Origin of the sequence: Accumulibacter sp. (genome assembly GCF_031732815.1) — a bacterium.
GTDB lineage: Bacteria > Pseudomonadota > Gammaproteobacteria > Burkholderiales > Rhodocyclaceae > Accumulibacter.
Map to the genome: position 1 here is coordinate 4,932 of NZ_JAVMKF010000031.1, position 22,314 is coordinate 27,245.

General features: G+C 65.1%; 21 protein-coding genes and 1 pseudogene. 5 read left to right on the forward strand and 17 right to left on the reverse strand.

The genetic code is table 11. The features are described 5' to 3' along the window. The 5 genes and pseudogenes from RKP46_RS02610 to RKP46_RS02630 form a co-directional block, all read left to right on the forward strand. Positions 1-1,373: pseudogene (locus RKP46_RS02610) on the forward strand (hypothetical protein); the annotation flags it as partial. 152 nt (positions 1,374-1,525) lie between these two features. Continuing rightward, entirely contained in the window at positions 1,526-2,191 is a 666-nt protein-coding gene (locus RKP46_RS02615; RefSeq protein WP_311105181.1) for a hypothetical protein, read from the forward strand. Positions 2,192-2,300: 109 nt separating this feature from the next. Continuing rightward, a complete protein-coding gene (locus RKP46_RS02620) occupies positions 2,301-3,116 on the forward strand; it encodes a thymidylate synthase (protein ID WP_311105182.1) in 816 nt (271 codons plus the stop codon). Between the two features lie 45 nt (positions 3,117-3,161). Beyond that, positions 3,162-3,737 (forward strand): dihydrofolate reductase, encoded by a 576-nt coding sequence (locus RKP46_RS02625; protein WP_311105183.1) that lies wholly within the window; start codon positions 3,162-3,164, stop codon positions 3,735-3,737. Continuing rightward, on the forward strand, positions 3,737-4,177 hold the full coding sequence (locus RKP46_RS02630; protein WP_311105184.1) for a DciA family protein: 441 nt from the start codon (positions 3,737-3,739) through the stop codon (positions 4,175-4,177). The genes RKP46_RS02625 and RKP46_RS02630 overlap by 1 nt, the downstream gene beginning before the upstream one ends. On the opposite strand, the gene RKP46_RS02635 is transcribed toward RKP46_RS02630, so the two are convergent. From RKP46_RS02635 to mraZ, 17 genes are all read right to left on the reverse strand, one after another. Then, positions 4,164-4,352 (reverse strand): hypothetical protein, encoded by a 189-nt coding sequence (locus RKP46_RS02635; RefSeq protein WP_311105185.1) that lies wholly within the window; start codon positions 4,350-4,352, stop codon positions 4,164-4,166. The genes RKP46_RS02630 and RKP46_RS02635 overlap by 14 nt on opposite strands. A 16-nt stretch (positions 4,353-4,368) precedes the next feature. Continuing rightward, positions 4,369-5,298: a UDP-3-O-acyl-N-acetylglucosamine deacetylase gene (gene lpxC, locus RKP46_RS02640; protein WP_311105186.1), complete on the reverse strand. Its 930-nt coding sequence runs from the start codon at positions 5,296-5,298 to the stop codon at positions 4,369-4,371. Between the two features lie 94 nt (positions 5,299-5,392). Then, entirely contained in the window at positions 5,393-6,568 is a 1,176-nt protein-coding gene (gene ftsZ, locus RKP46_RS02645; RefSeq protein WP_311105187.1) for a cell division protein FtsZ, read from the reverse strand. Between the two features lie 79 nt (positions 6,569-6,647). After that, complete coding sequence (ftsA, locus tag RKP46_RS02650) at positions 6,648-7,877, reverse strand: cell division protein FtsA (protein WP_311105188.1); 1,230 nt, start codon at positions 7,875-7,877, stop codon at positions 6,648-6,650. Next, a complete protein-coding gene (locus RKP46_RS02655) occupies positions 7,874-8,629 on the reverse strand; it encodes a cell division protein FtsQ/DivIB (protein ID WP_311105189.1) in 756 nt (251 codons plus the stop codon). The genes ftsA and RKP46_RS02655 overlap by 4 nt, the downstream gene beginning before the upstream one ends. Continuing rightward, positions 8,630-9,556, reverse strand: coding sequence for a D-alanine--D-alanine ligase (locus RKP46_RS02660; RefSeq protein WP_311105190.1), 927 nt, complete (start codon positions 9,554-9,556; stop codon positions 8,630-8,632). A 9-nt stretch (positions 9,557-9,565) separates the two neighbouring features. Next, positions 9,566-10,954, reverse strand: a complete 1,389-nt coding sequence (gene murC / locus RKP46_RS02665) for a UDP-N-acetylmuramate--L-alanine ligase (protein ID WP_311105191.1) — start codon at positions 10,952-10,954, stop codon at positions 9,566-9,568. After that, positions 10,951-12,009 carry an undecaprenyldiphospho-muramoylpentapeptide beta-N-acetylglucosaminyltransferase gene (murG, locus tag RKP46_RS02670; protein WP_311105192.1) on the reverse strand — a complete coding sequence of 353 codons (1,059 nt, stop codon included), beginning with the start codon at positions 12,007-12,009 and terminating at the stop codon, positions 10,951-10,953. The genes murC and murG overlap by 4 nt, the downstream gene beginning before the upstream one ends. 61 nt (positions 12,010-12,070) lie before the next feature. Continuing rightward, the gene (gene ftsW, locus RKP46_RS02675; RefSeq protein ID WP_311105193.1) at positions 12,071-13,231 is read right to left on the reverse strand and encodes a putative lipid II flippase FtsW; all 1,161 of its coding nucleotides are present in this window, start codon (positions 13,229-13,231) and stop codon (positions 12,071-12,073) included. Next, complete coding sequence (gene murD, locus RKP46_RS02680; RefSeq protein ID WP_311105194.1) at positions 13,231-14,598, reverse strand: UDP-N-acetylmuramoyl-L-alanine--D-glutamate ligase; 1,368 nt, start codon at positions 14,596-14,598, stop codon at positions 13,231-13,233. Before murD ends, ftsW begins: the two co-directional genes overlap by 1 nt. A gap of 1 nt (position 14,599) precedes the next feature. Then, the gene (mraY, locus tag RKP46_RS02685; RefSeq protein WP_300327419.1) at positions 14,600-15,688 is read right to left on the reverse strand and encodes a phospho-N-acetylmuramoyl-pentapeptide-transferase; all 1,089 of its coding nucleotides are present in this window, start codon (positions 15,686-15,688) and stop codon (positions 14,600-14,602) included. Continuing rightward, entirely contained in the window at positions 15,688-17,064 is a 1,377-nt protein-coding gene (murF, locus tag RKP46_RS02690; protein ID WP_311105216.1) for a UDP-N-acetylmuramoyl-tripeptide--D-alanyl-D-alanine ligase, read from the reverse strand. The genes mraY and murF overlap by 1 nt, the downstream gene beginning before the upstream one ends. Before the next feature lie 5 nt (positions 17,065-17,069). Continuing rightward, positions 17,070-18,581 carry a UDP-N-acetylmuramoyl-L-alanyl-D-glutamate--2,6-diaminopimelate ligase gene (locus tag RKP46_RS02695; RefSeq protein WP_311105195.1) on the reverse strand — a complete coding sequence of 504 codons (1,512 nt, stop codon included), beginning with the start codon at positions 18,579-18,581 and terminating at the stop codon, positions 17,070-17,072. Further along, entirely contained in the window at positions 18,578-20,329 is a 1,752-nt protein-coding gene (locus RKP46_RS02700) for a penicillin-binding protein 2 (protein ID WP_311105196.1), read from the reverse strand. Before RKP46_RS02700 ends, RKP46_RS02695 begins: the two co-directional genes overlap by 4 nt. Beyond that, positions 20,326-20,604: a cell division protein FtsL gene (ftsL, locus tag RKP46_RS02705; protein ID WP_311105197.1), complete on the reverse strand. Its 279-nt coding sequence runs from the start codon at positions 20,602-20,604 to the stop codon at positions 20,326-20,328. Before ftsL ends, RKP46_RS02700 begins: the two co-directional genes overlap by 4 nt. Before the next feature lies 1 nt (position 20,605). Next, positions 20,606-21,556: a 16S rRNA (cytosine(1402)-N(4))-methyltransferase RsmH gene (gene rsmH, locus RKP46_RS02710; RefSeq protein ID WP_311105217.1), complete on the reverse strand. Its 951-nt coding sequence runs from the start codon at positions 21,554-21,556 to the stop codon at positions 20,606-20,608. Continuing rightward, the gene (gene mraZ / locus RKP46_RS02715; RefSeq protein ID WP_311105198.1) at positions 21,553-21,999 is read right to left on the reverse strand and encodes a division/cell wall cluster transcriptional repressor MraZ; all 447 of its coding nucleotides are present in this window, start codon (positions 21,997-21,999) and stop codon (positions 21,553-21,555) included. Before mraZ ends, rsmH begins: the two co-directional genes overlap by 4 nt. Positions 22,000-22,314 lie beyond the last annotated feature (315 nt).

The window sequence follows — 22,314 nt, forward strand, 5'->3', positions numbered from 1 at the left end:
CTGAGGCGGAAGCACAGATCGCCGCTGAGGAAACCTACGATCAACCCGATCCGGCACCGACCGACTTGCCGCCGGTTGCGCCGGCGCCGGCATCGCCGGTATCGGCGGTATCGCCGGTGTCGCCGGTGCGCGAGGAAGCGGCGGTCCAGGACGAAGCCAGCGTACCTCCTGGCGGCGATGGCGGCGATGCAGCGCGCTTCACGGCCAATGACGAGGTCAGGGAAGAAACGGCAACGATCACCGACCGCCTGCTGGGTGACGAACAACCGGAGCCCGAACTGCCGCCAGGCGCGGAGGTGCTGCAGCCGAATGCGAGCGAATCGGCGGACGAGCCGATCACCTCGACGGCAGCCGAAGCAGCCGACCGGCGAGCCCCGCGCAGTGCTGAGCGCAGCATCGACGACCTGGACTCGGCGCTCGAAGCAGACGACTACGCGGGTGAAGCGCTGGCCAGCGCGCACACGCGAGCGCATCGCCAGCGTTGGCCGGACGAGTTGACGATACCCAATGATCCGGTCGGGCGAGCCACGCCGAAGACGACCGCGGGCGCTGCCAGTGCCTTCGAGTTCATGGCGATGACGCCCGACGAAAGCGATGGGCGTTACAGTGCGCCGGTGGTTCCACCGCATCCGCTGGTGCGAAGCGACCGGCGAGCCAGCGCATTTTCGATTACCGGCTACTCGCTTGACGAGAACGCGTATTCGGCGCTCCTCGCCGCCTGCCCCGACATTGCGCGCAATCCGTATCTGAATCTGATCTGCAATATTGTGATGCGCAGATCGCCGAGTGAACTGCGCATCACGACACGTACCGGCGCCGTCTTCTTCCCGGCCGAGAACTGGGTCGCTTCGAACATCTCGACTGCCTTTCGCAAGCGGCTGACCCAGCATGAAATGATGTTGCAGATCGTGCAGGTGCACCAGCTTCAGGAGGAGCATGCGCACGACCGCGCGGCACGCCTGTTTGGCCGCCGCGGCGATGGGCCGCGCTCGCTCGACGCGTTCATGTGGTCGCTGGTCTTCACCACTTTCGAACAAAGCCCGCCGGTCTCGGTCGGGGATCTGCATTTCCAGGTCCATCGCTTTCCGAACTTTGCCCGCCTGCACAAGATGCCTGATCTTTTTTCCCAACTGTCGCAGGTGTGCATGCGACAGCCACAGTCGCTCTCCGGCTTGAAGCGGGCGTTCTCGAAGTACGATCCGAACCTCGTCACGCTTTTCGTCGCCTGCACCATCCTGTCCGGCGTTGCGACCGTTCTGCAAACCAGTTCGTCGGCAAGCAGCGAAGCGGCAAGCAGAAGCAAGCGAGACCCGGAGCGCGCGGCTGCGCGTCGGACAGGATTATTCAGATCCTTGCTGGACAAGCTTTTCTAGTTTTTCTCGTTGCAGGACAAGGCTCTGCCTTCGCATGGTTGCACTTTTGTAAACCTTGGTGTCTGCCTGGGAACGCCCACAAATGTCGACTTCACCCGTTCTTTCACCGCCACTTGCATGCGCGGCCATGCCCGGGCCAATACGGCAGCAGAATGTCTGAGACCACCACCTCGCCCAGCACATCCGCCGACCCGCTGGCCGGCGCGCGGGTGGCCTTGACGCCACGTGGCGCGCTTTTTGCGTTCTCGCAAGCGGAACCCGACGCGACGCAGACAAGGCTGCAGACGATCCTCTCGGCCGAAGCGCTGCCGAGCGTCGACGCTTGGCTCCGGCGTTCGCCGGCACATCGGAAGCTGCTCGGCGAAGGTCTGGCAGCCGGCTGGCTGCAGCGCGTCCACCGCAGCCTGCCGGCGCCCGACGTCAAGCTGGACAGCTTCCTGTCGCATATCATCGGCGGTCTTTCCGGCGAACGGAAGGCAGCGCTCGCTGCGACTGGGGGTTTCTGCGTCGGCCAGATCGGCTATGCCGACGATGAAGCGGAAACGCTCTGCGCGGCAGCCGCCGACTTTTCCGAGTTCGCCCGCCGTCAACGCCTGCGCGGCTGGCGCGGTGCGAGCTACATGACGTCCTTCCACGAGGATATCGCGATGCTCATGCCGACAACGTCCTTCGTACCGTTCTGGGTCGACCGCACCGATTACTGCCTCGTTCTGGGCGGCGAGCCCTTGATCAACAACCCGGCGCTGGTCGAGCTGATCTGGGGAATCAAGGCCGCCGGCGCACGCTTTTCCAACAAGTTCACGCAGGAACCGAGCTGATGGGCGAGGCTGACCAGACCGCTCGCGACGGGCGCTGCCGATGCACCGCCGAAGATCGCCGCTGACGCCCGGGCAAGCGGGCTGTCCTGGCGGACGCGAGTAATCCGCCATGCAGCAATACCTCGACCTGATGCGCCAGGTCCTCGAACGGGGAGCGGCCAAAGCCGACCGTACTGGAACCGGCACGCGCTCGCTTTTCGGCTGGCAGATGCGCTTCGATCTCGCTGCCGGGTTTCCGCTGCTTACGACAAAGAAGCTGCACCTGCGCTCGATCATTCACGAGCTGCTCTGGTTTCTCCGCGGGGAAACGAACGTCCGCTCGCTGCAGCAGAACGGCGTTCGCATCTGGGACGAATGGGCCGATCAGGCGGGCGAGCTGGGGCCGGTGTACGGCCATCAGTGGCGCTCCTGGAGCGCCCCTGATGGGCGACAGATCGACCAGATCGCGCGCCTGGTCGACGGTCTGCGGAACAATCCGGATTCGCGCCGCCATCTGGTCTCCGCCTGGAATCCGGCCGATGTAGACCGGATGGCGCTGCCTCCTTGCCATGCGCTGTTTCAGCTCTACGTAGCGCCGGCGCCAACACCGGATGCGCCGCGCCTGCTCTCCTGTCAGCTCTATCAGCGCAGCGCCGACATCTTCCTCGGCGTCCCGTTCAACATCGCTTCCTACGCGCTGCTCACGCTGATGCTGGCACAGGTGTGCGGTTACCAGCCCGGCGAGTTCATTCACACCTTCGGCGACGCGCACCTCTACGACAACCACTGTGCGCAGGCCCGCCTGCAGTTGAGCCGCACACCGCGTCCGCTGCCGACGATGCGGCTGAACCCGGCGGTCGACGACCTCTTCGCTTTCCGTTACGAGGACTTCACGCTTGAAGGCTACGATCCCCACCCGCATATCGCGGCGCCGATCGCCGTCTGAGCACGGCGCTGTCACTCGCCGCGTGGGCCACGCGCGGCCGTCGGCATGCTCTGCCTGATCGCTGCCCTGATGCGAAATCGCGCCATCGGCGGCAACGGCCAACTGCTCTGGCGTTGCGCCGAGGATATGCGCCATTTCCGGCAGACGACGAGCGGCAAGTCGGTGATCATGGGGAGAAAGACCTGGGAGTCGCTCCCGCCGGCTTTTCGTCCGCTGCCGGGCAGGCGCAACATCGTCGTCAGCCGAAACGCCGCCTATCGCGCGGACGGCGCGCTGCTTGCACACTCGCTCGACCAGGCGATCGCTCTTGCGGACTGCAGCACCGATGTCTTCGTCATCGGCGGCGGCGAGTTGTACTGCCAGGCACTGCCGCTGGCCAGCCGCATCTACCTGACGGAGGTCGCTGCCGAGGCGCCGGGCGACACCTTTTTCCCGCAGCTGCCGGCCAACGAGTGGCGTCAGGTGTCGCGCGTTGCCGGCGCAACGTCAGCCGCGGCGGACAAAGGCCAGACACGCCCGGAGGCCGCTTTCGACTTCGTCGTCTATGAACGCGTCCCGGCGCCTACGCCAGGCAGCGCAGAGGCCGCCGGCTGCAGCGCCCGGCTTGTGCCAAGTATCTGATGGCGCGCACGCCGTACGACTATCTGCAGGCGGACGAAGCAGGTGCTGGCAAGTTGCTCGCACACGCAGCCCTGCTGCTCCGGCTGGCTGAAATCTACCGCGCGCTCGTACCGGCCCACCTGGCGCAGGCAAGTCGTCTGGCCAACCTCAAGGCGGGAAGCGTGGTGATCCACGCCGAGAGCGGCGCTGTCGCGGGCAAACTGCGCCAGATGCTGCCCAGCCTGCTCGACAGTTTCGCGCAGTCCGGCGTCCCCTGCAGCAAGATCGAAGTCAAGGTGCGGACGAGCGCAAGCCTGGCCCAGCCGGAACGGCAGCCGGAGCAGAAACCGCTGAGCGCGCAGACCAGAGGGGAGTTGGCACGGCTGCGCGAGACGCTGCCGCCTTGCGCCTTGGGCGCGGCGATCGAGCGGTTGCTCGCGCGCGCAGCTACACGGGAATGACCGCCACCCGTTCGAGGATCAGCAGGGCAAAGACGAGGAGCGCAATGAGCAGCGAGTAGCGGAAGATCAGCCAGGCGAACTGGCCGTAGCGGCGGTCGCCGGTGCAGACGTACAGGACGACGCCGGCAGCAACGGTAATCGCGCTCAGGACACCCAGCAAGCGGAGCAACCACATGCCGTCGGGCAGCGGATCAATGCGCCGGCAAGGCGAGCCAGCGCGAAACAGCGAGCGGTGCCAGTTCCTGGTCCTCGAAGCTGACGTATTCCCACGCCTCGGGATGCGCCAGCAATTCGCGCGCCAGCGCATTGTTCAGCGCGTGTCCGGACTTGTGCGCGATGAAGGAAGCCAGCAAGGGATGGCCGAGCAGGTAGAGGTCACCGATCGCGTCGAGCACCTTGTGCTTGACGAACTCATCGCTGTAACGCAGGCCATCGGCGTTGAGCACGCGGTATTCGTCGAGCACGACCGCGTTGTCCAGCCCGCCGCCCTGCGCCAGGCCGTTCTCGCGCAACCACTCAACCTCCTGCATGAAACCGAAGGTACGCGCTCGGGCAACCTCGCGGACATACGAATGGTCAGCAAAATCAATCGTCACCGACTGCCCGGTGCGATCGATCGCGGGGTGGTTGAAACCGATCGAAAACGACAGACGAAAACCATCGTAGGGTTCGAAGCGCGCCCACTTCTCGCCGGAGGCATCCTTTTCGCTGACTGCCAGCGGCCGCGTAACGCGAATGAACTGCTTGGCGACCGGCTGTTCCTCGATGCCGGCCGACTGGATCAGAAAGACGAAGGGCGACGCCGAACCGTCGAGGATCGGCAGTTCCGGCGCATCCAGGTCAACGAAGACGTTGTCGATGCCCAGCCCAGCCAGCGCCGACATCAGGTGCTCGATCGTCCCCACCTTGACGCCGTTACGTTCCAGCGACGAACACATGCGCGTATCGCCGACGAGCAGGGCCGACGCCGGCAGGTCTACCACCGGGTCGAGATCGATCCGGCGAAAGACGACGCCGGTGTTGGCTGCCGCCGGCCGCAGGCTCATATTGACCTTGACCCCGGAATGCAGACCGACACCCGCCGCGCGAACCATCGACCTGAGCGTGCGTTGCTTTAACATGTGCCTGAAAAAACGCTTGAATCGACGGATTCTAGCACACCCGGCAGGGGTCTGGAAACCGTCGACTCGGCAGAGGAGTTGTTGTCGGGCAGGCTCAGTCCGCCTGCTTGCGGAGAAACGCCGGAATGTCGTAACGGTCTACGCCGCTGTTGGCCAGCGCTTCAACGGTCGCGTTGCGGCCCTTGCGGACAATCGCCGGAACCTGGTCGAGCGTCGAATAGTCGATGTTGTGACCGTGGGCGAAACGTCCATCGGTGCCCGTCGCCTGCGCGATCGTCGAATTGATCACCTCGAAGTTCTGCCGCCTGACCTGCGGCTGGCCGAGACCGGTGGCGACGACGGTCACCCGGATATCCTCGCCCATGCTTTCGTCGTAGACCGCTCCGAAGATGATGTGCGCATCGTCGGCGGCAAAATTGCGCACCGTGTTCATCACTTCGTTGACTTCCTTCATCTTCAAGGAACGCGTTGCCGTGATGTTGACCAGGACGCCTTTCGCCCCCGACAGGTTGACGCCTTCCAGCAAGGGCGAGGCAACGGCACGTTCGGCGGCAATGCGTGCGCGATCGACGCCGGCGGCATTGGCCGATCCCATCATCGCCATTCCCATCTCGCCCATCACCGTACGCACGTCTTCGAAGTCGACGTTGACCAGGCCCGGGAAATTGATGATCTCGGCGATCCCGCCGACCGCATTGCGCAAGACGTTGTCGGCTGCCTTGAATGCTTCGTCCATCGACACGTCGTCGCCGAGGACATCCATCAGGCGGTCGTTGAGAATGACGATCAGCGAGTCGACGTGCTTTTGCAACTCGCCGATTCCGGCTTCCGCCACTTTCAGGCGCTTGCCCTCGAAGCCGAAGGGTTTGGTCACCACGGCGACGGTCAACACGCCAAGTTCGCGCGCCACTTCGGCAACGATCGGTGCCGCGCCGGTGCCCGTGCCGCCGCCCATGCCGGCGGTGATGAAGACCATGTGCGCGCCGCGCAGCGACTCGGCAATCGCCTCGCGCTCCTCGAGCGCAGCGCTGCGCCCGGCTTCCGGTTTGGCACCAGCGCCCAGCCCGGTCTTGCCCAGTTGCAGCTTGCGCAGAGCAATGCTCCGGCCGAGCGCTTGCGAATCGGTATTGGCGGCAATGAAGTCAACGCCATTGACCCCTTCGCGGATCATGTGATCAACTGCATTGCCACCGGCGCCACCGATGCCGATGACCTTGATCACGGTGTCCGGCTCGCCGCCTCTTTCTTCCTTGTCGATGATTTCAAACATTAACGCCTCCTCTGCAAAAAGCGTGATACTGATGGAATGCTACTGATTGCTGGCTGCTTCTTTTTCTGCCCGCCGGCGCCTAGAAGTTCTTTTCGAACCAGGACTTCATGCGCCCAAAAACCTGCTTCACGTCGCGCGTCTCGCGCACCTTGAGGCCACGTTTGCGCTGCGTCTGCGCCTCCAGCAGCAGACCGCAGGCAGTGGCAAAGCGCGGACTCTGCACGACATCGGCGAGCGCTCCCTGGTACTTCGGCACACCCAGGCGAACCGGCATGTGGAAAATCTCTTCGCCGAGTTCGATCATCCCGGGCATCACCGCGGCACCGCCGGTCAGGACGATTCCCGAGGACAGGACATCTTCGAAACCGGAGCGCCGCAGTTCGGCCTGGATCAGTTCGAACAACTCCTCGACACGCGGCTGGATGACATCGGCCAGGGCGCGCCGCGACAGCTTGCGCGAGGGGCGGTCGTCGACACCGGCGACGTCGAGCACATCGTCCGGATCGGCCAGGTGCGCCAACGCACAACCGTGCGACCGCTTGATGTCCTCCGCCTCGCGCGTCGGCGTGCGCAGTGCCATCGCGATATCGTTGGTGATCTGGTCGCCGGCGATCGGGATGACCGAGGTATAGCGGATCGCGCCCTGCGTCCACACCGCCAGATCAGTCGTTCCGCCGCCGATGTCGATCAGACAGATGCCGAGATCCTTTTCGTCCTCGGAGAGCACGGCGCGGCTCGAAGCGAGTGGCTGCAGCACCAGGTCGTTGACCTCCAGACCACAGCGCCGGACGCACTTGACGATGTTCTGCGCCGCGGAAACCGCTCCGGTCACGATATGCACTTTCACTTCCAGACGAAAGCCGCTCATGCCGATCGGCTCGCGAATGCCATCCTGGTCGTCGATGATGAACTCCTGCGTCAGGATGTGGAGGATCTCCTGGTCGGCCGGAATCGGCATCGCGCGCGCCGTCTCGATCACCCGCTCGACGTCCATCGGGGTGACTTCCTTGTCCTTGATCGCGACCATGCCGTTCGAATTGAAGCTGCGGATGTGGCTGCCGGCAATTCCGGTGTAGACATCGCGTACCTTGCAGTCGGCCATCAGTTCGACTTCCTGCAGCACACGCGAAATGGTCGCCACGGTCTCCTCGATGTTGACCACGACGCCCTTCTTCAGGCCTTTCGATTCCTGCGACCCCATGCCGATCACGTTCACCCGGCCTTCCGCAGTGAGTTCGGCAACCAGCGCGACGATCTTCGAGGTACCGATATCGAGTCCGACGATCAGATCCTTGCTATCCCTGCTCATTTCTTTCCTTTGACATCCTGACCGGCACTGGCAGCAAAGCGCAGTGCGAAACCATTCGGATAACGCATATCAACCGCCACCGGCCGCGCCTGCCCGGAGTTGGTGATCGTTGCATAGTAGTCGACGAAACGTTGCAGCCGCACGCGGATCGGCGCCTTGGCCTGTTCGCGTCCCAGTTCGACCAGCAGGCCGTCCTCCAGCTTGAGCAGCCAAGCCAGACGTGGCGAAAGCAGCACTTCGGCCGGCTGCCGCCCGATCGGCTGCAGGATCTCGGCGAACTCGTCGTGCCGGCGCAGAAGTTCCGCCGACGCGCCAAGCGGCCCGCTCAGCCGAGGCAGACTCTGCGCACGCGACAGTTCGGCGGCAAACACCTCGCCGTAGGTATTCACCAGTTGCCCCGGCTGATTGCCCCAGAGCGCTGCGACCTGATGTTCCTCGATCCGCACTTCGACGCGTCCCGGCCACTTGCGCCAGACCTCGGCGCGGCGCACCCACGCCAACTCTTCGAGCGCCAGGCGCAAGGCGTCGACATTGACGGTAAAGAAGTTGCCGCGCATCACATCGGCGAGCGACTGCTCGACTTCGCTGCGCTGAACCTCCTGCAACTCGTGCGCCACGGCGATTTCTTCGAGCGGAAACAGGGTCAGACGCGGCGCCCCCCAGACGATCGCGGCGAACAGCAGCGCCGCTCCGCCGAGAAGGAAGAGCAAGTCGGCGACAGCCTTCAGCAGACCCGGTTTGTGCCACATCATTCATCCGACAGTAGCAAGCGCGAGAACGCGCAGAACCAGTTGCTCGTAGCTCATGCCGGCCGCGCGCGCGGCCATTGGCACCAGTGAATGGTCGGTCATGCCGGGCGAGGTGTTGACTTCGAGAAAGTACGCCGCCTGCCGACCGTCGCCCCCCTTCTCGTCGAGCAGGAAATCGACCCGCCCCCAGCCACGTCCACCAAGCACCCGGAAAGCCTCCAGCGCCTGCCGGCGCAGTTCGCTTTCGCGCTCGGCCGATAGCCCGCACGGACACAGGTAGGCGGTGTCGTCGCGCAGGTACTTGGCGTCGTAATCGTAGAACTCACCCTGCGGTTCGATCTTGATGATCGGCAGCGCCTGATCGCCGACAATGGCCGCAGTATACTCGCCGCCCAGGATCGCCCGCTCGGCAATCACGACCGTGTCATGCCTTGCTGCCTGCGCGTAGGCAGCAGCAAGCTCACCCGACTGCCTGACCTTGCTGATGCCGATCGACGAGCCTTCGTTGGCGGGCTTGACGAAAAGCGGCAAACCCAGTTGCCGCTCGACCTCGGCGTAGTCGCTTGCCTCGTCGAGCAGGACGTAGTCCGGCACGGGCAAGCCGGCCGCGCGCCAGAGCGTCTTCGTACGCCACTTGTCGATGCCGAGCGCCGATGCGAGAACGCCGCTGCCGGTATACGGAATTCCCATCAGCTCGAGTACGCCCTGGATCGTGCCATCTTCGCCGTAACGTCCATGCAGGGCAATGAAGACGCGGTCATAGGCGCTCAAGGCGTCCAGTTTGTCGGTCGCCGGGTCGAAAGCCTGCGCGTCGACCCCCTGACGCTGCAGCGCCGCCAGGACGCGCGCCCCGCTGACCAGCGATACCGGACGCTCGGCCGAGCGTCCGCCGAACAGCACGGCAACCTTTCCAAAGTCGGTGGCGTTCATCGTCTCATCCTAATCGGCAACGAGTTTGCCGGCAACCCCGCCGATCGAACCGGCGCCCATCGTCATCACCACATCGCCAGCGCGCGCGGTGTCCAGAATCGCTTGCGGCAGATCGCCGATCTGGTCGACGAAAACCGGTTCGACCTTGCCTGCGACGCGCAGCGCGCGCGCCAGAGCGCGGCCGTCAGCGGCGACGATGGGCTGCTCGCCAGCCGGATAGACCTCGGTCAGAACGAGCGCGTCGACGCCGCTGAGAACCTGCACGAAATCCTCGAAGCAGTCGCGCGTCCGGGTGTAGCGGTGCGGCTGAAAAGCGAGCAGCAGGCGACGCCCGGGAAAAGCACCGCGCGCCGCCGCCAGCGTGGCTTTCATTTCGGCCGGATGGTGTCCGTAGTCGTCGACCAGCGTGCATCGCCCGCCACCGGGCAAGGCCAGTTCGCCGTAGCGCTGGAAACGCCGGCCGACGCCGCGAAAATCGCGCAGCGCCGTGGCGATCGCGTCGTCGCTCACCCCCAGTTCGCTGGCTACGGCAATCGCCGCCAGGGCGTTCAGCACGTTGTGTCGTCCCGGCAGGTTGAGCGTGATCGGCAAGCGGCTGACCGTCCCATTCACCCGCACGCAGTCGAAGCACATCCGGCCGGCATCGGCGACGACGTTCTCGGCGTAGACGTTGGCCGAGGCGCTCAGGCCATAGCTCACGATCTGTTTCGCCACCTGCGGCATGACCGCCCTGACATTGGCATCGTCGGCGCACAGCACGGCAACGCCGTAGAACGGCAAGCGCTGGAGAAAATCGACGAAGGCCTGTTTCAGGCGGTTGAAGTCGTGCCCGTAGGTCTCCATGTGGTCGGCGTCGATGTTGGTCACCACCGAGATCACCGGGGAGAGAAACAGGAAGGAAGCGTCGGACTCGTCCGCTTCGGCAACGAGAAAATCGCCCGAGCCAAGCCGGGCATTCGCCCCGGCGGCGTTCAGCCGGCCACCGATGACGAAGGTCGGGTCCATCCCGCCCTGGCCGAGGATGGAGGCGACCAGACTGGTCGTCGTCGTCTTGCCGTGCGTCCCGGCGACCGCGATCCCCTGCTTGAGGCGCATCAGCTCGGCCAGCATCTGGGCGCGCGGAACGACCGGCAGATGGCGCCCGCGCGCTGCCAGCACCTCTGGGTTGTCGGCCTGCACGGCGGTGGACACGACCACCGCATCGGCACCGCTGATGTTTTCGGCGGTGTGTCCGACGAAGGTGCGCACGCCGAGTCCGGCCAGCCGCCGGGTGGTCGAGTTCTCGTTCAGATCGGAGCCGCTGACGACAAACCCCAGATTGGCCAGGACTTCGGCAATGCCGCTCATTCCGGCGCCACCGATACCAACGAAATGGATATGCTTGACCTTATGTTTCACTTGGCAAGTTCCTCACAGAGCGCGGCCAGTTCCGCGGTGGCCTCCGGCTTGGCCACCGCGCGCGCGCGGATTGCCATTTCGGTCAGGCGGCTGCGCGAATGGCGACAGCACTGAGCAATCGACTCCGGCGTCAATCGCTCCTGCGGCACGAGCAGCGCACCGCCAGCCTGCACCAGAAACTCGGCATTGGTCGTCTGATGATCGTCCACCGCGTGCGGGTACGGCACGAGAACGCTGGCCACGCCAGTCGCCGCGAGTTCGGCCACGGTCAGCGCGCCCGCACGACAGATGACCAGATCGGCCCAGGCGTAGGCGCCCGCCATGTCGTCGATAAAGGCGGCACAGTGCGCCCGTACACCGGCCGCAGCATAGTTTTCCTCGAGCTGCGCCAGGTGCTTCTCGCCGGCCTGGTGCACTACCGTCGGACGCTCGTCTGCCGACAGCAAGGCCAGGCCCTTGGGAAGCATCTCGTTCAGCGCGATCGCACCCTGGCTGCCGCCGAGGACGAGCAGATGCAAGGGCGGCGAGTGCTCGGCGAGGCGCTCGGCCGGCTCCGGCAGGCCGGTCATCTCGGGCCGCAGCGGATTGCCCACCCAGACGCTGTTGGGCAGTGCGCCAGGAAATCCACAGGCAACCCGCCGGGCAAGCCGGGCGAGGACGCGATTGGCCAGGCCGGCGATCGAGTTCTGTTCGTGGATGAGCAGCGGATAGCCCAACAGCGCGGCCATCAGACCGCCCGGAAAGCTGACGTAGCCGCCCATGCCGAGAACGATATCCGGCCGTACTCGGCGCAGCGCGCAAGCGGCCTGCCAGCAGGCAGCGAACAGGCGGAAAGGAAGCAGCAGCTTGCGCGGCAAGCCCTTGCCACGCAGCGCAGTGAAGCGTACCCAGGCCATCTCGTAGCCGCGCGCCGGTACGAGCTTTGCCTCCATGCTGCCGGGGGCGCCCATCCAGACCACCTTCCAGTCTCGGCTGCGCAACAGGTCGGCCACCGCCAGGCCCGGAAAGACGTGTCCGCCGGTACCGCCGGCCATGACCAGCAGCGTCCGGTTCATGCCGACCTCCGGCACGCCACGCACGCAGCGGGTGTCGTCGACCGACGCACCGGGAGCGTCCTCACAGCTTGGCTCCGCGCATCAGTTGGCGGTTCTCCCAGTCGATCCTGAGCAGAACGGCGAGCGCCACGCAGTTGGCCAGAATCCCCGAACCACCGAAACTCATCAGCGGCAGCGTCAAACCTTTGGTCGGCAGCAAGCCGGTATTTACGCCCATGTTGATGAACGCCTGCACGCCCAGCCAGATACCCACACCCTGCGCGACGAGCGCCGAGTACAGGCGATCGAGCGCGACCGACTGCCGGCCAATCGCAAACGCCCGCTGGATGACCAGGGCGAAGAGGAGGATCACGGTCAACACGCCGACGAAGCCCAGTTCCTCAGCAATGACCGCAAGCAGGAAGTCCGTATGCGCCTCGGGCAGGTAGAACAACTTCTCGATGCTTGCCCCCAGTCCGACGCCGAGGACCTCGCCCCGCCCGAAGGCGATCAGCGCATGCGAGAGCTGATAGCCGCGCCCGAAAGCGTCGGCCCAGGGATCCATGAAGCCGAAAATTCGATCGCGGCGATAGGGCGAGAAGATGATCAAGGCGGCAAATGCCACCCCCAGGACGACGATCAAGCCAACGAAGAGGCGCGCGCGCATGCCACCCAGGAAGAGAATCGACATCGCGATGACGATGATCACCACGAAAGCACCGAAGTCGGGTTCCTTGAGGAGAAGGATGCCGACGGCAACCATCGCGCCGGCCATCGGCAGAAACGCCTTCCTGAGGTCATGCATGTGCGGCATCTTGCGCACCGTGTAGTCGGCCGTGTACAGGACGGCAAACAGCTTCATCAGTTCGGACGGCTGCAGATTGACGATACCCAGCGGCAGCCACCGACGAGCGCCGTTGACCTCGCGCCCGACCCCCGGAATAAGCACCAGCGCGAGCAGCAGGAAACCGGCGACGAAGAGCCAGGGCGCCCACTGCTGCCAGGCGGACAAGGGCACCTGAAACGCCACCGCTGCGGCGACCAGCCCGATGATCAGGAAAACCCCGTGCCGGACAAGAAAATAGGCCGGCTGATTGCCCGTCTGGCGCCCTGCCTCGGCCGTCGCCATCGACGCAGAATAGACCATCACCATGCCGATCAGGAGGAGCAGCAGCGTGCTCCAGAGCAAGGCGAGGTCGATCTCCGAGGGAAGACGACGGGGTCCTTCAAGCGTACGCAACATCAGGCTGCACCCCTTTCCAGCAGATCAACGGCGGCGACGAAGGCGGCCGCGCGGTGCGCGTAGTTGCGGTACATGTCCATGCTCGCGCAGGCCGGCGAAAGCAGGACGGCGTCGCCGCGCTGCGCCTGTGCCGCGCACCAGACGACTGCGTCGCGCATGTCGGCGCACGACTGCAGGGGAACGCCGCAACCGTCGAGGGCGGCGGCGATCAGCGGCGCGTCGCGACCAATCAGGGCAACCGCCCGCGCATGCACGGCGACCGCCTGGCGCAGACCGCTGAAGTCCTGGCCCTTGCCATCGCCGCCCAGGATGATCACCACCGGCCGCCCCAGGCCCTCGATGGCCGCCTGCGTTGCCCCAACATTGGTCCCCTTGGAGTCGTCAAAGTAGGCGACGCCGCCGATTTCCGCCACTTTCTCGACCCGGTGCGGCAAGCCGCCAAAGCTCGCCAGGGCAGGCAAGACCGAGCGCCCGTCGATGCCGACCGCCGCACAAAGCGCCAGGGCAGCCATCGCGTTCGCCGCATTGTGCCGGCCCACCAGACGCAGGTCGGCGAGCCGGACCAGCTTTTCATCACCGCGCACGATCCAGCCGGCGTGCAGGCCGTAGTCCTCGCTGCCCGGCGCCGGGTCGCAGCCGAAAGTGATCACCCGCCGGCCAGCCAGGCGCGCCGCCAGACTGCGCGGGTCGTCGCGATTGAGGACCATCACTCCCGCACCCTGAAAGACGCGCAACTTGCTCGCCGCGTAGTCGTCCAGGCCGGCATAGCGGTCCAGGTGATCCTCGCTGACGTTGAGGAGCGTTGCCGCGTCGGCGTTCAGCGTGTAGGTCGTGTCAAGCTGAAAGCTCGACAGTTCGAGCACCCACAACTCGGGCAGACGCGGCTCGTCGAGCGCCTCGATCAGCGCGTCAAGCACCGCCGGACCGATATTGCCGGCAACCGCCACGCGCCGCCCGGCCGCCCGACATAGGGCGCCGGTCAGGGCGGTGGTCGTCGTCTTGCCGTTGCTGCCGGTGATCGCAATGATCTGTGGCCGCGGCGCCGCGCGCTGCAGATTCCAGGCGAAGAGTTCAATCTCCGACACCAGCGGCACACCGCGCGCCATTGCCTGCTGAATCGCCGGCTCCTGCACGGCAACACCCGGCGAGATCGCGATCAGATCGACATCGGCGAAAGCCGGCGCGGCGAATGGGCCGCAGAACAGGGCAACGCCGGGCAAGTCGCGGCGCAACTGCTGATGGTTCGGCGGCAGCACGCGGCTGTCGGCAACGCGCACATCGGCAGCCTGCCTGACCAGCCAACGGGCCATCGCCAGCCCGCTTTCGCCGAGCCCGATGACCAGAACCCGCTTGCCCCGAAGTTCCATGTCAGCGCAACTTCAAGGTGGACAGACCGAGCAGAACAAGCATGATCGTGATGATCCAGAAGCGGACGACGACCTGCGTCTCCTTCCAGCCGCCGAGCTCGAAATGATGGTGCAGCGGCGCCATGCGGAAGATCCGCCGGCCCCCGCTGTATTTGTAGTAGAGCACCTGCGCCGCGACGGACAGCGTCTCGGCGACGAAAATCCCGCCCATGATCGCCAGGACGATTTCCTGGCGCACGATGATCGCCACCGTGCCGAGCGCCGCGCCGATCGCCAGCGCACCCACATCACCCATGAAAACTTCTGCCGGATACGCGTTGAACCAGAGAAAACCGAGCCCGGCACCCGCCATCGCGCCGAGAAAGATGGCCAGCTCGCCAGCACCGGGGATGTACGGCAGGAAGAGATAGCGCGCGTAGACCGAATGACCGGCAACGTAGGCGAAGATCGCCAGCGCCGCGGCGATCATGACCGCCGGCATGATCGCCAGTCCGTCAAGGCCGTCGGTGAGATTGACCGCGTTGCTGGTTCCGACGATGACCAGATAGCTGAGGACGATGAAGCCGATGACGCCAAGCGGATACGAAACGGTCTTGAAGAACGGCACGATCAGTTCGAGTTGAGCCGGCCCACTCGCCGTCAGGCCGAGGTAGAGGGCAACCAGAAGGCCGATCGTCGATTGCCAGAAATACTTCCAGCGCGCCGGCAACCCGCGTGGGTTGCGGTGCACGACCTTCTGCCAGTCGTCGTACCAGCCGATTCCGCCGAAGCCGATGCTGACCAGAAGAACGACCCAGACGTAGCGGTTGCTCAGGTCGCCCCAGAGCAGAGTGGTGATGCTGATCGCGATGAGGATCAGCGCGCCGCCCATCGTCGGCGTCCCCGACTTGACGAGGTGGGTCTCCGGGCCGTCGAGACGAACTGCCTGGCCGATCTTCTTTGCCGCCAGCCAGCGAATCACCGGTGGCCCGGCAATGAACGAAATGATCAAAGCAGTCATCGCGGCCAGCACGGTGCGCAGCGTGATGTAGCCGAAGACGTTGAAGACGCGGACTTCCTGCGCCAACCACTGAGCGAGAAGAAGGAGCATTACGCCTGCCCTCGCTGAACGTCGTCGCTGATCGCATTCGCCACGCGCTCCATGCGCATGAAACGCGAGCCTTTGACGAGAACGGTGGTGCCCGGAGCAAGCTCGCCGTTAAGCGCTTCGATCAGGAGCTCGAGCTCGGAGAAGTGCGCTCCGCCGTGACCGAAGTTGTGGGCGGCAAGCGTGCTCGCTTCGCCGAGCGCGAACAGGCGATCGATTCCCTGGCTCTTCGCATAGCCGCCAATTTCGTCGTGAAACTGTGCACTCATCTCGCCGATCTCTCCCATGTCGCCGAGGACCAGCACCTTCCTGCCGACGGTCGCCGCCAACACATCGATGGCCGCGCGCACTGAATCGGGGTTGGCGTTGTACGTGTCGTCGATGAGAAGCGCACCGTGCCGCGCCGGACGCTGCTGCAAGCGACCGCGCAGACCGCGGAAGGCCGCCAGACCGCGCTGCACCGCGTCGGGTGAAACGCCGGCTGCCAGACACGCCGCCGCGGCCGCCAGGGCATTGCGCGCGTTGTGCTGGCCAGCCAGCGCAAGCTCGACTTCGAGCACCGGGCCATCCGGCACCTGGACGCTGAGACGAGTCTCCAGGCCATGCAGACGGAAGCGGCCACCAACGTCGGCCGGCCGACTGAAACCGAAGGTGAGCACGCCCAGTCCGCGGCTCTGACGACGCCACAGATCGGCCCACGGATCATCGGCATTGAAGACGGCGATTCCGCTTTCGTCGAGACCCGAGAAGATGCTGCCCTTCTCCGTTGCAATCGCTTCCAGCGTCCCCATGCCGGCCAGGTGAGCGCGCTGGGCATTGGTGATCAGCGCGACGGTCGGACGCGCGATACCGGCCAGATAAGCGATTTCGCCCGGATGATTCATGCCCATTTCGACGATCGCCGCCCGGTGCGCCGAGTTCAGCGTGAGCAGTGTCAGCGGCAGCCCGATGTCATTGTTGTAGTTGCCGCGGGTCGCCAGGACGGCATCCGGATGTGCCGCCTGCAGAATGCTGGCAATCATTTCCTTGGTCGTCGTCTTGCCGTTGCTGCCGGTGACTGCGATCAGCGGCAGCACGAAGCGACTACGCCATTCGGCCGCCAGTGCACCCAGCGACAGGCGCGTATCGGCCACCTCTATCGTCGGCAAGCCGCCCACCTGGCTCGCCACGGCCGCATCGGCGGCGACGATGGCAGCCACTGCGCCACGCGCCTGGGCGGCCGCCAGATAATCGTGGCCGTCGAAATTGTCGCCGCGCAGGGCGACGAAAAGCTCGCCGCTGTTCAGCGTCCGGCTATCCGTCGACACGCCGGTGAAGCTCAGGTTGTCGCCCTGCAGGCGCCCCGCGGTCGCCCGTGCAGCCGCCTGAAGGTCCATCATTTCGCTCATTGAGCCATCTCCCGACGCGCCCCCAGCGCTGCCCACGCCTCTTGCCGATCAGAGAACGGTCGCCGTACGCCGGCCGTTTCCTGATAAGGCTCGTGCCCCTTGCCGGCAAGCAGAACGACATCGGCCGGATGCGCGCTCAGAATCGTCCGGTGAATCGCCTGCCGACGATCGGCGATCACCTCGGCCGACGGCGCGCCGACGCGAATGTCTGCGATGACCGCCTGCTCGTCTTCGCTGCGCGGATTGTCGCTGGTCAGCACGACGCGATCCGCTGCGCGCACGGCAACCTCGCCCATCAGAGGCCGTTTTCCCCGGTCGCGATCACCACCGCAACCAAAGACGACGACCAGACCTGCACCGCGCGCCTGCGCCACCGGACGCAGCGCCTGCAAGGCATTCGCCAGGGCATCCGGGGTATGCGCGTAGTCGACCACGACCAGCGGCTCATTATCGCCACCGAGCTTTTCCATCCGGCCAGCCGGCGCAGCCAAACCGCCTAGGCGCGCGGCAACCTCGCTGGCCGCGAGACCGGCGTCGAACAGGACCGCGGCCACGGCGAGCAGATTGGAGACGTTGAAGCGGCCGAGCAGGCCGCTCTCCACCGTCGCCCGCCCCTGCGGTGCGCAGAGGCGAAAACGCAGGCCATTGACCGTCTCCTCGACGTTCTCGGCCCGGATCGTTCCCGGCCGGCTGTCGGCCATCGCGCACTGCGTGTAGCCGACCACCTTGCTGGCCGTCGTCGACGCAGCTAGTTCACGGCCCAGTGGATCGTCCAGGTTGCAGACGGCGAGGCGCAGGCGCGGCCAGGCGAACAGTCTCGCCTTTTCCTGCGCATAGGTGAGCATCGACGCGTGGTAATCGAGGTGATCGCGTGACAAGTTGGTGAACACCGCGATGTCGATCCGCACCCCGTCGAGGCGCCCTTCGGCGATACCGATCGAACTGGCTTCCAGCGCGCAGGCATCGACCTCCCGCTCGACAAAGCCCGCCAGGCAGCGCATCAAGGTCGTGGCTTCCGGCGTGGTGAAGCCGGTTTCGACGAGTTCACCGGGCAAGCCTGCACCGAGCGTACCGATCACCGCACAGCGGCGCGGATGGGCGGCCGAGATCCAGTTCGTTACACTGGTCTTTCCGTTCGTGCCAGTCACCGCAACCAGCGACAGGCGTTCGCTCGGATGCCCGTAAACGGCATGCGCCAGCGGTCCGCAAAGCTGGCGCACCTGGCTTACCGGAAAGTTCGCCAGCGTCCACTCGGGTTGCCAGGCGAAAGCCGGACTGGCGCCCGCCTCCGCCTCCCAGACGACGGCACACGCGCCGCGCACGATGGCATCTGGAATGTGGCGGCGTCCGTCGGCGGTCGCGCCGGGATAGGCGAGAAAGAGGTCTCCCGGCCTGACTTGACGGCTGTCGTCGGCGACCCCCGTCGGCAGGACGCCGGCCTCGGCCAAGCGGGCGAGCAGCGTTGTGGCAAGCGTCGCGGGTGGCAGCGCAGTACTCTGGCGGCTCACAATTTGGCCTTCACCGTCGGCGACTTCGGACTCTGGGCAACGACCAGCGGCAGATCCGGGGCCACCCCGAGGGTGCGCAAGGAATTGCTCATCACCGACGCAAAAACCGGTGCGGCAACGTCGCCCCCGTAGTGTTTTCCACTCGACGGTTCGTCGATCATCACCGCGACGATCAAGCGCGGATCGGAAACCGGCGCAAAACCGACGAAGGACGAGACGTACTTGCGCGCGTAGCGACCGCCTTCGAGCTTGTGCGCGGTGCCCGTCTTGCCGGCGACGCGATAGCCTGGAATCTGCGCTTTCGGCGCGGTTCCTCCGGTCTGCACGGCCATTTCCAGCATGGCGCGCACGTCGCGCGCTGTTTGTCGGCTGAACACCGTAGCCCCCTGCGCGGCCGCGCCGTCGATCCGGGTCAGCGACAAGGGAACGAGATCGCCATCGCGCGCGAAGACCGAATAGGCTCGCGCCAACTGAATCAGCGACACCGAAATGCCGTGACCATAGGACATCGTCGCCTGCTCGATCGGGCGCCAGCTCTTCCACGGACGAACCCGCCCGCTGACTTCGCCGGGAAAACCGAGGCGCGGAATCTGCCCGAAGCCGACATCGTCGAACATCTGCCACATCTTCTGCGCCGGCATCGTCGCGGCGATCTTGGCCGCCCCGACGTTGGACGATTTCTGAATGACCTGGGCAACCGTCAGCGCGCCATGCGGATGCGCGTCGGCAATCGTCGCGCTGCCAATCGTCAACCGCCCGGGCGCACAGTTGATGATCGTATCGAAGCGGACCTTGCCGGCGTCGAGCGCCAGCGCGATCGTAAACGGTTTGAGCGTCGAGCCGGGTTCGAAGGTGTCGGTCACCGCGCGATTGCGCAACTGGCTGCCGGAGAGCTTCTCGCGGTTGTTCGGGTTGTAGGTCGGCCAGTTGGCGAGCGCCAGAATCTCGCCGGTGCGCGCGTCGAGCACGACGATACCGCCAGCCTTGGCGTTGTTCTCGGCAATCGCCTGCTTCAGGTGACTGTAAGCGACGTACTGGATCTTGGAGTCGAGCGCCAGCCGGATGTCCTTGCCGTCGCGCGGCGGCTTGATCGACCCGACATCCTCGACGATCTGCCCGCGCCTGTCCTTGATCACGCTGCGACTGCCCGGCTGGCCCAGCAACTGACCATGAAAAGCCAGCTCGACGCCTTCCAGGCCCTTGTCGTCGACCCCGGTGAAGCCAACCATGTGCGCCGTCATGTCGCCGGTCGGGTAGAAGCGGCGGTATTCCTTGTCCTGACCGATCCCGGGCAGCTTCAGCGCGGCCACCTGGTCGGCAACCATCGGCGGGATCTGCCGCCGCAGGAAGACGAAGGCCTTGTCGGTGTCGAGTTTGCGCGCCAGTTGTGCAGGATCCGTCTCGAGCAGCGCGGCCAGTTGCCGAGTCTGCTCGGGGGTCAGCGTGGCGTCTGACGGCATCGCCCAGATCGACTTCATCGGCGTCGAGATGGCGAGAACGTCGCCATGCCGGTCAGCGATGCGACCGCGCGAGGCGCTGATTTCGATGTCGCGCCGATAGCGCGACTCGCCCTTCTCCTGCAGAAAGTCGTTGTTCAGCACCTGCAGGTAGAAGGCACGTCCGATCAGCACGGCAAACGAACTCAGGATCAGCACGGCGATCAGACGCGAGCGCCAGGCAGGAAGACGCAACTGCAGAAGCGGGCTTTCGGTAAAGCGGTGCGCCACCGTTCCTCTGAAACCTTTCATCGGGCACTCCCTCCGCTCGGCGTCGCGGTGAGCACATGCGCCGCTTCCGGCGTGCGCATCTTCAACTTCTCACGCGCAACCTTTTCGATTCGCGTCGCCGTCGCCCAGGTCGACAGTTCGATCTGGAAGTCCCTGAACTCCCCCTCGAGCTTGCGCTCGCGCTCCTGCTCGGCCTCGAGAAGCTGGAAGAGCTTGCGCGCCTTGTGTTGCGAGGTCACCACACCGAGACTGCAAAGCACGGCTGCCAGCACGAGGAGAATATTCAGCCGCAGCATCTCAAGCCACCTTGCGCGCCAGCCTCTCGGCTACCCGCATCACCGCACTGCGCGCGCGCGGATTTGCCGTCAGTTCATCGGCGCTCGGACGTACCGCCTTGCCGACCAGACGCAGCCGCGCTGCCGGCAGCTGATCAGCGCGCAGGGGCAGCTTCCTCGACTGCACGTCGGGCAGCGCCTCAGCACGCATGAAGCGCTTGACGATCCGATCTTCGAGCGAGTGGAAGCTGATGACGACCAGCCGCCCACCGTCCTTGAGAACACTCATGGCTTGGGGAAGCGCTAGCGCGAGCTGTTCGAGCTCTTGATTGATATGAATCCGTACAGCCTGAAAGGTACGCGTCGCCGCGTCCTGCCCAGGCTCGCGGGTCCACACGGTCGCGCGTACGAGGGCGGCGAGTTGACCCGTGGTGGCCAGCGGCCGCTCTCGCCGAGCAGCCACAATCTTCTTTGCAATCTGGAAAGCAAACCGTTCTTCACCATAGTTCCTAATGACCTCCGTGATCTCCCTGACGTCGGCCCGCGCCAGCCACTGCGCCGCCGTCTCACCGCGCGTCGTATCCATCCGCATGTCGAGCGGCGCATCATGGCGGAAGCTGAAGCCACGCTCCGCCGTGTCGATCTGCGGTGACGACACGCCAACGTCGAGGAGCACGCCGTCAATCGCTGGCTCGACCTCGATCCCTGCAATTCCCAGCACGGCGCGCAAGTCTCCGAAGCGCGCGTGCAGCACGGTCAAACGATCGTCGGTGAGCGCGCGCCCGGCAGCTACCGCGCGCGGATCCTGATCGAACGCCAAGACCCGCCCCGTCGGCGCCAGCCGCTGGAGGATCGCCCGAGTGTGGCCACCCGCCCCGAAGGTGCCGTCCACGTACGTCCCCGTCGGCCGGATGGCAAGCGCGTCCACTGCCTCGTGCAGCAACACCGCCCGATGCTCCGCCGGAGAACTCAGAGAGCCAGATCCTCGAGGCCCGGCGGCAGCGACAGATCTTCCAGCGCAAGAACCGTTTCCTGTTGCCGTTGCCAGCCCGCATCCGACCAAATCTCGAAGTGACTTCCCTGCCCGACCAGCCAGACCAACCTTTCCAGTTGCGCGAAATGGCGCAGTTCCGGCGCGATCAGCAGACGCCCGGTCGCATCCATCTCTTCCTCGCGCGCGTTCCCGACCAACAAGCGCTTGATCGCCGCCGACTGCACATTGAAGCTCGAGGCGGCCAGAACCTTGTCGCGAATCGGCTCCCAGGCCGGCTCGGGATAGAGCAGCAGGCAGCGATGCGGATGAGCAGTGACGATCAGCCGGCCGTTGGCAGCCGCAGCCAGGGCTTCCCGATGGCGCGCGGGAATGGCGATCCTGCCCTTGGCATCCAGACTTAACGAAGCCGCACCCTGAAACATCGAACCTGCTCTTCCTTGCCTTCTTGACGGGGAGGGTAAAACCCCCACTTTTTACCACTTATCTCCACTTTACGGCAAAGATTCCCCCAGTGCAAGAGGTAAGGGAGTCATTATCTCAATGGCGACAATGACTTATAGGCTGTTTTTGGACGCGGTGAGAAAGCCATAAAACCTATAAAACAGAAACAAGATTGGTCTAGTTAAAGTGTTTTATGAATATTGCCAGATAAGCGCATGTCTACGGCTGGCTATCCGGACCCGTTGCGGGCTCTGGGCGCGCCTTCAGCGCAGTTGCAGGGGGAGTGCGACTAGCTT

What these genes read in the sequence shown, in the direction of transcription:
- RKP46_RS02615 (WP_311105181.1), top strand. Translation starts at nt 1,526, where the DNA reads ATGTCTGAGACCACCACCTCGCCCAGCACATCCGCCGACCCGCTGGCC.
- RKP46_RS02620 (WP_311105182.1), top strand. Translation starts at nt 2,301, where the DNA reads ATGCAGCAATACCTCGACCTGATGCGCCAGGTCCTCGAACGGGGAGCG.
- RKP46_RS02625 (WP_311105183.1), top strand. Translation starts at nt 3,162, where the DNA reads ATGCTCTGCCTGATCGCTGCCCTGATGCGAAATCGCGCCATCGGCGGC.
- RKP46_RS02630 (WP_311105184.1), top strand. Translation starts at nt 3,737, where the DNA reads ATGGCGCGCACGCCGTACGACTATCTGCAGGCGGACGAAGCAGGTGCT.
- RKP46_RS02635 (WP_311105185.1), bottom strand. Translation starts at nt 4,352, where the DNA reads ATGTGGTTGCTCCGCTTGCTGGGTGTCCTGAGCGCGATTACCGTTGCT.
- lpxC (WP_311105186.1), bottom strand. Translation starts at nt 5,298, where the DNA reads ATGTTAAAGCAACGCACGCTCAGGTCGATGGTTCGCGCGGCGGGTGTC.
- ftsZ (WP_311105187.1), bottom strand. Translation starts at nt 6,568, where the DNA reads ATGTTTGAAATCATCGACAAGGAAGAAAGAGGCGGCGAGCCGGACACC.
- ftsA (WP_311105188.1), bottom strand. Translation starts at nt 7,877, where the DNA reads ATGAGCAGGGATAGCAAGGATCTGATCGTCGGACTCGATATCGGTACC.
- RKP46_RS02655 (WP_311105189.1), bottom strand. Translation starts at nt 8,629, where the DNA reads ATGATGTGGCACAAACCGGGTCTGCTGAAGGCTGTCGCCGACTTGCTC.
- RKP46_RS02660 (WP_311105190.1), bottom strand. Translation starts at nt 9,556, where the DNA reads ATGAACGCCACCGACTTTGGAAAGGTTGCCGTGCTGTTCGGCGGACGC.
- murG (WP_311105192.1), bottom strand. Translation starts at nt 12,009, where the DNA reads ATGAACCGGACGCTGCTGGTCATGGCCGGCGGTACCGGCGGACACGTC.
- ftsW (WP_311105193.1), bottom strand. Translation starts at nt 13,231, where the DNA reads ATGTTGCGTACGCTTGAAGGACCCCGTCGTCTTCCCTCGGAGATCGAC.
- murD (WP_311105194.1), bottom strand. Translation starts at nt 14,598, where the DNA reads ATGGAACTTCGGGGCAAGCGGGTTCTGGTCATCGGGCTCGGCGAAAGC.
- mraY (WP_300327419.1), bottom strand. Translation starts at nt 15,688, where the DNA reads ATGCTCCTTCTTCTCGCTCAGTGGTTGGCGCAGGAAGTCCGCGTCTTC.
- murF (WP_311105216.1), bottom strand. Translation starts at nt 17,064, where the DNA reads ATGATGGACCTTCAGGCGGCTGCACGGGCGACCGCGGGGCGCCTGCAG.
- RKP46_RS02700 (WP_311105196.1), bottom strand. Translation starts at nt 20,329, where the DNA reads ATGAAAGGTTTCAGAGGAACGGTGGCGCACCGCTTTACCGAAAGCCCG.
- ftsL (WP_311105197.1), bottom strand. Translation starts at nt 20,604, where the DNA reads ATGCTGCGGCTGAATATTCTCCTCGTGCTGGCAGCCGTGCTTTGCAGT.
- mraZ (WP_311105198.1), bottom strand. Translation starts at nt 21,999, where the DNA reads ATGTTTCAGGGTGCGGCTTCGTTAAGTCTGGATGCCAAGGGCAGGATC.